The sequence below is a fragment of the Cupriavidus sp. 05N39 genome, assembly GCF_056397325.1.
Genome location: NZ_JBFTNE010000182.1, coordinates 1 through 7,236 on the forward strand (window position 1 = coordinate 1; position 7,236 = coordinate 7,236).

6 protein-coding genes are annotated in these 7,236 nt (G+C 67.9%); 1 reads left to right on the forward strand and 5 read right to left on the reverse strand.

Translation table 11 applies throughout. From position 1 onward, the window contains the following. Positions 1-181 precede the first annotated feature (181 nt). The 5 genes from ybeY to AC1DN0_RS39665 all read right to left on the reverse strand — a co-directional run bounded on the left by ybeY (position 182) and on the right by AC1DN0_RS39665 (position 5,681). Complete coding sequence (ybeY, locus tag AC1DN0_RS39645) at positions 182-931, reverse strand: rRNA maturation RNase YbeY (protein WP_441637322.1); 750 nt, start codon at positions 929-931, stop codon at positions 182-184. A gap of 14 nt (positions 932-945) precedes the next feature. Then, positions 946-1,944, reverse strand: a complete 999-nt coding sequence (locus tag AC1DN0_RS39650) for a PhoH family protein (RefSeq protein ID WP_477103869.1) — start codon at positions 1,942-1,944, stop codon at positions 946-948. 69 nt (positions 1,945-2,013) lie between these two features. Then, entirely contained in the window at positions 2,014-3,366 is a 1,353-nt protein-coding gene (gene miaB, locus AC1DN0_RS39655) for a tRNA (N6-isopentenyl adenosine(37)-C2)-methylthiotransferase MiaB (protein WP_035868040.1), read from the reverse strand. A gap of 96 nt (positions 3,367-3,462) precedes the next feature. Beyond that, positions 3,463-3,837, reverse strand: a complete 375-nt coding sequence (locus AC1DN0_RS39660; protein WP_441637326.1) for a hypothetical protein — start codon at positions 3,835-3,837, stop codon at positions 3,463-3,465. 155 nt (positions 3,838-3,992) lie between these two features. Continuing rightward, positions 3,993-5,681, reverse strand: a complete 1,689-nt coding sequence (locus AC1DN0_RS39665) for a ClcB-like voltage-gated chloride channel protein (protein WP_477112163.1) — start codon at positions 5,679-5,681, stop codon at positions 3,993-3,995. A gap of 310 nt (positions 5,682-5,991) precedes the next feature. On the opposite strand from AC1DN0_RS39665, the gene AC1DN0_RS39670 reads away from it, so the two are divergent. Beyond that, positions 5,992-7,236: DEAD/DEAH box helicase (locus AC1DN0_RS39670; RefSeq protein WP_477146535.1), on the forward strand; the 1,245-nt coding region annotated here is incomplete at its 3' end.

Below are 7,236 nucleotides of genomic sequence, written 5' to 3' on the forward strand. Positions count from 1 at the left end.
GAGCGGCCGGGACCCAAACTCGCATCGCCTTAAGGCGATACTCAAACATGGGTCCCTCTTTTCCGCTCTTTTTGCCTGCCGACGAGGCGCCCCATACGGCCTGGTACACCTTGACGGCACGCTTCGCATCGCGGGTGGGTGATTCCTGCCTTGGGGCGGGGATCACGGCTAAGCCTGTCTTCTAGACTTTGTTTTTGATGTTGCCGTCTGCCCGGTACGGGTCGGCGAAGCCTAGCGCTTGCAGCGTCTCCGTCTCGATGGCTTCCATTTCCTCCGCCTCGGCGTCCTCTTCGTGCTCATAGCCCTGCGCATGCAGCACGCCGTGCACGATCAGATGCGCATAGTGCGCCTCAAGCGGCTTCTTCTGCTCGCGCGCTTCCTGCTCCACCACCGGGCAGCACAGCACGATATCCCCGCTGACCGGATCGGACTCATGCTCGGCATAGGCAAACGTCAGGACATTGGTCGCGTAGTCCTTGCCGCGGTAGCTGCGGTTCAGGCTGCGGCCTTCTTCCTCGCCGACAAAGCGGATGGTCAGCGTGGCATCGGCGTACAGCGCCGACTTGGCCCAGGTCTGCACCTTGCGCTGCGTCGGCAGGCCGCGTCGTCCCTTGACACCCTCGCCGTACTGCAGCGCGAGTTCCAGCGACGGCGGCGTGGCGGGGGTGCCGGTGGTGGTGACCACGGGCGTGGCGGTGACGGCCACGGATAGCGCGTCATGGTTGTCCGGGCGCACCAGCAGGCCGGCCTGCTGGCGGTCGTCGGTGTGCTCGGCCAGCAGCGCGAGCACGCCATCGGCGGCTTGCGAGAGGTCCACGGTGATGCTGCGGCCGTCAGGCAGCTGCACGCGCACGGCGTGCGCCTGGGTCTTGCGCGCACGGCCGTCGGCGTCGAACAGGATCAGGCTGGCGGGGGAGGAGTTTGCGTTCACGATGTTGCGTTCGGTTAAGCGTCTCGGTGTTGAGCGTGATATTCGTCATAGGCATCGACGATGCGTGCCACCAGCGGATGGCGCACCACGTCGAGGCTGGTGAAGCGGGTCATGGCCACGCCGCGCACCTCGCGCAGCACATGCTGCGCTTCCACCAGGCCGCTCTTCTGGCCGCGCGGCAGGTCGATCTGGGTGGTGTCGCCGGTGATCACCGCCTTGGAGCCGAAGCCGATCCGGGTCAGGAACATCTTCATCTGCTCGGGCGTGGTGTTCTGTGCTTCGTCCAGGATGATGAAGGCGTGGTTCAGCGTGCGCCCGCGCATATAGGCCAGCGGCGCGATCTCGATCATCTGGCGCTCGAACATCTTCTGCGTGCGGTCGAAGCCGAGCAGATCGTACAGCGCGTCGTACAGCGGGCGCAGGTAGGGGTCGATCTTCTGCGCCAGGTCGCCGGGCAGGAAGCCCAGGCGCTCGCCGGCTTCCACCGCCGGGCGCGTCAGCACGATGCGCTTGACCGAGTCGCGTTCCAGGGCGTCCACCGCGCACGCCACGGCCAGGTAGGTCTTGCCGGTGCCGGCCGGGCCGATGCCCAGCGTGAGGTCATGCGAGAGCACATTGCGCAGGTAGTCGCGCTGCATTGGCGTGCGCCCGTGCAGGCCCGCGCGGCGCGTGTGAAGTACGGGCGATTCGTCCTCGAAGGCGTCGGCCTCGGCACCGCCGGCGCCGTCCGGCACATAGGCGCCGTGCGCGGCGACCTGGCGCGCTTCGACCAGGCCGAGCTGCACGTCGTCGATCGACAGCGCCGTGCGGGCCTGGTTATAGAAGCGCTCCAGCGCGGCGGCAGCGTCGCGCGCGTAGGCGCCGCGCACCGTCATGCGGTGGCCGCGGCGCAGGATGGTGACGTCGAGCGCCTGCTCGATCTGGCGCAGGTTCTCGTCAAGCGGCCCGCACAGGTTCTGCAGGCGGGTGTTGTCGTCCTTGGGGGCGACGAATTCGGCTGAGGGAATTTTCATCTGGGAACGAGTGGCGGCTTCTTGCGTCGCGCCCGCCGGCCACGGCCGGCAGGCGCAACCCGGCCTGGATTACTGGCGCACTACGATTTCGCCGCGCAGCGAGTGTGGGAAGGCTTCGGTGATGGCCACGTCCACCATCTCGCCGACCATGCGGTCGCGGCGGTCCTGGGGCACGCCCGGCAGCGCGAAATTCACCACGCGGTTGTTCTCGGTGCGGCCGTGCAGCTCGGTCGGGTCCTTGCGCGCCGGGCCTTCCACCAGGATGCGCTGCACCGAGCCGACCATGCCTTTGCTGATGCGCTGCACGTTTTCCTCGATGGTGGCCTGCAGGTGCTGCAGGCGCCGGAGCTTGACCTCGTGCGGCGTGTCGTCGGCCAGATTGGCCGCCGGCGTGCCGGGGCGCGGGCTGAAGATAAAGGAGAAGGAGGTGTCGTAGCCGATCTCCTCGATCATCGCCATCAGCTTGTCGAAGTCCGCCTCGGTCTCGCCGGGGAAGCCGATGATGAAGTCCGACGACAGCGACATGTCCGGGCGCAGCGCGCGCAGTTTGCGGATGATGCTCTTGTACTCCAGCACGCTGTAGCCGCGCTTCATGGCCATCAGGATGCGGTCGGACGCATGTTGCACCGGCAGGTGCAGGTGGTTGACCAGCTTCGGGCAGCGCTCGTACAGCTCGATCAGTCGCGGCGTGAATTCCTTCGGGTGGCTGGTGGTGTAGCGGATCCGCTCGATGCCGGGGATCTCGGCCACGTACTCGATCAGCAGCGCGAAGTCGGCGATTTCGCTGGTGTCGCCCATGGCGCCGCGGTACGCGTTGACGTTCTGCCCCAGCAGCGTGACTTCGCGCACGCCTTGCCCGGCCAGCCCGGCGACCTCGGCCAGCACGTCCTCGAACGGGCGCGAGACTTCCTCGCCGCGGGTGTAAGGCACCACGCAGTAGCTGCAGTACTTGGAGCAGCCTTCCATGATCGAGACAAAGGCGCTCGGGCCTTCGACCCGCGCCGGCGGCAGGTGGTCGAACTTCTCGATCTCGGGGAAGGAGATGTCTACCTGCGAATGGCCGGTCTGGCGGCTGCGGTCGATCATGGCGGGCAGGCGGTGCAGCGTCTGCGGGCCGAACACCACATCGACATAAGGCGCGCGCTTGACGATGGCGGCGCCTTCCTGGCTCGCCACGCAACCGCCCACGCCGATCACCAGATCGGGCTTGAGCGCCTTGAGCGCCTTCATGCGGCCGAGTTCGGAGAACACCTTCTCCTGCGCTTTTTCGCGCACCGAGCAGGTGTTGAAGAGGATCACGTCCGCATCTTCGGGGTTGTCTGTCTTTTCCAGGCCTTCGGCGGCGTGGAGCACGTCGACCATCTTGTCCGAGTCGTACTCGTTCATCTGACAGCCGTAGGTTTTGACGAAGACTTTTTTCATGGTGCCGATCTCAGTGGTTGACCTGGGGGCATCAGGGCTTTATGGGGACTCAACAAATCCGGGAGCCACGGCACGTTGCCGCGGCCCGGACGACGATCATTGCGCGGTTTTCTGTTCCTGCTCGCTCAGCACCCAGGCCGTCAGCAACTGGCCGTAGAGGTCGAGCTTGAACCGCACCGGCAGCTTCTGGCCGGCCACCGCCGCGATGGGCAGCAACTGGTTGTCGGTGCCGAACAGCCGCAGGCCGGGCGCCACGCCAACGGTCTTGCCGTCCAGCGTTGCCGATTGCGGTGCGCCGGGCGACGGCGCGGCGAGCACCAGCCGGGCTTTCGCCGCGTCGGCCGGGATCACCCGCAACGGCGCCTGCCCCTGTGCCGTTGCCGGCAGCAGAGCGGCGCACGTGGCGAGCGATGCGGCAAGCAGGGTCGCCCGCAGGAACAGGGCAGGGCGCGCGGCACGGTTGGCTGACATGGAGGCTCCGGCGAAAAACGGTTCGGGAAACGAAGGCGATGCGGGTTGTCCGCGGCAAGCGGCGCACCAGCCAAGTCTACGCGCACCGTGCCGCCGCGCCTGGCGCAGGCCGGGCAACCCGATATTCTACCCGGTCGCCCGCCGCCCGCGCTGGCCTAGAACAGTCCGGATGCTTCCTGCAGCACACGCCGCTTCGAGACCGTCCCCATCAGTTCGCGCCCGCCGTTATCGCGGATCACCGGGATGCGGTTGAGCGCGTGATGGGTGAACAGGCTCAATGCGTCGGGCAGGCGCGACTCGGGGGTGAGCGTGGGGAAGTCGCGTTCGCACAGCGTAAACAGGTCGGCATCCGGCTGCTCGCGCAGCGCGCGCTGCACGGCGTGGATCGACAGCGCGCCCAGCAGGCAGCCATTGGGCGCCACCATATACAGGTAGCGCGTGCCGGTCTCGGCGAACTTGTCGCTGGCCTGTTCCAGCGTCGCGTCCGGGCCGATCGTGGTGTCGGTGGGCTCGCACAGCCCGGCCAGCGTAAGCGCCCGCGCGCGGTCCGCCGCGGCCGAGGCTTGCGTACGCTCGGCCACCACGCTGTACAAGGACAAGGTCTGGCAGCGTGAGGCGGTGTAGTAGGCCGCCGCCGCGCCGATCATGCCGGGYAGCAGCAACGCCGGCGCCAGTGTCATCTCGAACACCATCAGCACTGACATCAGCGGCGCCTGGCTGGTGGCGGCCAGGAAGGCGCACATGCCCACCAGCGGCAGCAGCGGCGCGCCGCCGCCTCCCGGCACGGCGGGCGCCAGCAATTGCCCGAGCGCGGCACCCACGAACAGCGAAGGGGTGAACACCCCGCCCACCGCGCCCGAGCCCATGCTGAGCACGGTGGCCAGCAGCTTGGCCAGCAGCACGGCCGCCAGCGACACGCTCAGGGGATGCGCCATCAGGATCGACTGGATGGTGTAGTAGCCATTGCCTACCACCTCCGGCACCCGGATCGCCAGCACGCCCACCAGGGCGCCGCCCAGCGCCAGGCGCGGCACCATGCCGCCCGGCACGTGGGCGAAGGCGCCCTTGGCCAGGCTGGAGGCGCGCATGAAAAGGGCGCCCGCGACACCGGCCAGTACGCCCAGCAGCACAGCGGCGAGCAGCATCGGCGCGTGCAGCATGTCGGACGGCACATGCAGGCCCGGGTACAGCGGTTGCAGGCCGCCGTGCAGCTGGCTGACCACGGTGCCTGCCACCGAGGCCAGGAACAGCGGCATCAGCCGCTGCACCGCCACCGCGCCGAACACCACCTCGGCGACAAAGACCGCGGCCGACAGCGGCGTGTGATACACCGAGGCCAGCCCCGCGGCCGCGGCGCAGGCCGTGAGCATGCGCCTCAGGTTGGTGTCGCCATCGGGGCCGGCTCTGCCGCGCGCCGACGGGAACAGCGAGCCGCACAGCGCGGCGAGCTGGATCATCGCGCCCTCTTTACCGACCGAGCTGCCGGTGACGATGGAGCAGAACGACGACAGCGCGCGCAGCAATGTGATGCGTACCGGCAGCCGCCCCGTGCCGCTGGCGACTGCTTCCATATAGTCGGAAACGCCGGGCTGTGCCGCATTGAGCCTGGCCGCGGCGGTCAGCAGCAAGCCCGCGACCACGCCACCGAGGGTCGGGATCAGCACCCGCCAGGCCAGCGCCAGCCCGGCAAATACGGTGACGATATCCGCATGCGTGCCAAACATCACATAGCCGCTGGCGTCCAGCGCTTCCTTGAACAGGGTGGTGACGATGGCGGCGGCGATCCCTACCGGGATGGCTGTAAAGAGAGTGACTTCCTGGTCTTCGATGAACCTGAACCGCATCGTGACGTCATCCGGGGGGGAGGATGGAGCCGGGCCGGGCATGCCCGTGCCCGCGGGGGCACGGCCAGGCGGGACCAGGGCGTGGCTGGCCGCCATGATAGCGCAGCGCCACCCGGACCCATCGGGCCCATCGGGGCGCCTGGCGCGCGCGATAGCGCCAGGCTGGTACACTAGCGGCCTTTCCTCCTAAAGAAGCGGGGGCAGTCGCCTCGTTTCGCCGGTCGCTCTTTTCCGGTTTTCGGTTTTCTCACTCACGTCGCCCCCGCGATTGGCGCACCACATGCGCAAAGGGCGGCCGAAGCGTCAATTCATGTCTTTTTCCGATCTTGGCTTGTCCGACAAGCTTATGCGTGCCGTGGCCGAACAGGGCTATACCACGCCGACTCCGATTCAAGCGCAGGCGATTCCCGCCATCCTCAAGGGGGGCGACCTGCTTGCCGGCGCGCAGACCGGCACCGGCAAGACGGCCGGCTTCACGCTGCCGCTGCTGCAACTGCTGTCCGAATCCCCGGCTGCCCGCGAACCCGCGCGCGGACAGCGCCTGCCGGTGCGTGCGCTGGTCCTGACCCCCACCCGCGAACTGGCGGCCCAGGTCGAGGAAAGCGTCCGTAACTACGGCAAGTACCTCAAGCTGCGTTCGATGGTGATGTTCGGCGGCGTGGGCATCAATCCGCAGATCGAACAACTCAAGCGCGGTGTCGATATCGTGGTGGCCACGCCTGGCCGCCTGCTCGACCACCTGTCGCAACGCACCATCGACCTCTCGCACGTGGAAATGCTGGTGCTGGACGAAGCCGACCGCATGCTGGACATGGGCTTTATCCACGACATCCGCAAGATCCTCAACGTCCTGCCGCCGAAGCGCCAGAACCTGCTGTTCTCGGCCACCTTCTCCGACGAGATCCGTGGCCTGGCCGACCGTCTGCTCGACAATCCCGCTTCCATCGAAGTCGCGCGCCGCAACACCACGGCCGAGACCGTGGCGCAGCGCGTCTACCCGGTGGACCGTGAGCGCAAGCGCGAACTGCTGGCCCACCTGGTGCGCGAGAACGACTGGCACCAGGTGCTGGTGTTCACCCGCACCAAGCACGGCGCCAACCGCCTGGCCGAGCAGCTCGACAAGGAAGGCCTGTCGGCGCTGGCGATCCACGGCAACAAGAGCCAGWCGGCCCGCACACGCGCGCTGACCGAGTTCAAGGCCGGCACGCTGCGCCTGCTGGTGGCCACCGATATCGCCGCGCGCGGCATCGACATCGACCAGCTGCCGCACGTGGTCAACTACGACCTGCCCAACGTGCCCGAAGACTACGTGCACCGTATCGGCCGCACCGGCCGTGCCGGCGCCGAGGGCGAGGCGATCTCGCTGGTCTGCGTGGATGAAACCGCCTTGCTGCGCGACATCGAGCGGCTGATCAAGCGCCAGATCGAACAAACCATCCTGCCGGGCTTCGAGGTCGATCCGAGCATCCCGGCCGAGCCGATCCAGAAGGGCCGTCAGGCCCGCGGCCAGGGCCAGGGCAATGGCGGCGGCCGCGGCCGCGGCGCGCCTGCCGGC